Source organism: Methylocaldum sp. 14B, assembly GCF_002005105.1.
In the GTDB taxonomy this organism is placed as follows: Bacteria; Pseudomonadota; Gammaproteobacteria; order Methylococcales; family Methylococcaceae; genus Methylocaldum.
In genome coordinates this window covers 1-1186 of the sequence record NZ_MSCV01000070.1, presented here as the reverse complement: position 1 = coordinate 1186, position 1186 = coordinate 1, and the positions used below count along the sequence as shown (strand labels likewise).

At 59.8% G+C, this 1186-nt stretch carries 1 protein-coding gene; it reads right to left on the bottom strand.

Annotated elements, in window-relative coordinates; all coding sequences use genetic code 11:
• Positions 1-157: 157 nt before the first annotated feature.
• Positions 158-1114, bottom strand: coding sequence for an IS5 family transposase (locus B2A78_RS25390; protein ID WP_077732841.1), 957 nt, complete (start codon positions 1112-1114; stop codon positions 158-160).
• Positions 1115-1186: the final 72 nt, after the last annotated feature.

Here is a 1186-nt window from a genome sequence, read left to right as displayed (position 1 = left end):
GGAAGCTCTGAATAAGTGCGTTTTATTGGTGGCTCCGATAAACCGGCCGGGGCTGCCAGCCGAAAAAGGTCGTTTTTCCCTCCCCAATTGGCGCCCGCCATCGGCGCTCTTTCCGCCCCTCGCCCCCGGTTTTCCGGGACGATGCACGGATTGATCCCTAGGCTGCCATCAACTCCTCCCGCACCTGGTAGAGATTGCCGAGGGCAAACAGCAGGTAGAGTTGCTGCCCGTTTTTGAAGAGTCCCCGGTACCGGACCTTGGTATAGCCGAATTGGCGTTTGACGATCCGGAATGGGTGTTCGACCACCGCCCGCAGCGCGGCCAGCATGCGGTTGTGAAGCACTTGTTCCGCAGGCAAGTCCTCGCCCTTCTTACGCTTGAAGGGAAATGCCCAGACCGGCTCGCCCTCCTGGCGTTCGACCTCCAGATTGCGGTCCTTGCGGGTATAGGCCCGATCGCCCAGGACGACCCGCTCCTCGCCGTGCAACAGGGCATCGGTCATGACCCCGTCCGCCACCTTGGCGGTGGTGACTTCCACCGTGTGCACCAAGCCTGAATCAGCATCCACGCCGATGTGCGCCTTCATGCCAAAGTGGTAATTGTTACCCTTCTTGGTCGAACTCATCTCGCCATCCCGCTTCCGCTCGCGGTTCTTCGTGGACGGCGGGGCGGCGATCAGGGTGGCATCCACGATGGTCCCTTGACGCAACAATAAGCCCTTTTCCGCCAATAGGGCCGCCGTTTCATCGAATAGGGTTTGCGCCATCTGATGGGTTTCCAACAGGCGCCGGAACTTGAGGATCGTGGTTTCATCCGGCATGGCGTCCTCGCCCGCATCCAGCCCGGCAAACTCGCGCAGCATCGGAATGTCGTGCAGCGCCTCTTCCATCGCCGGATCGGAGTAGCCGAACCAGTGCTGCATCAGGTGGATGCGCAACATCGTCTCCAAAGGAAAGGGACGCCTGCCCCGGCCGGCCGTCGGGTAGTACGGTGCAATTCGGCTCGTCCACAACGCCCAAGGAATCACCTGCTCCATGTCCTGGAGAAATTTCTGACGCTTGGTCAGCTTCGGTTTCTTCACAAACACGGTGGCACTGAGTCCGAGTTGCTTCATCTGGGGTCGACCTGTCGAAAATTGGACGTTGGGCGTTATTTTATCGGGGCCAGGGACTTATTCAGAGCTTCC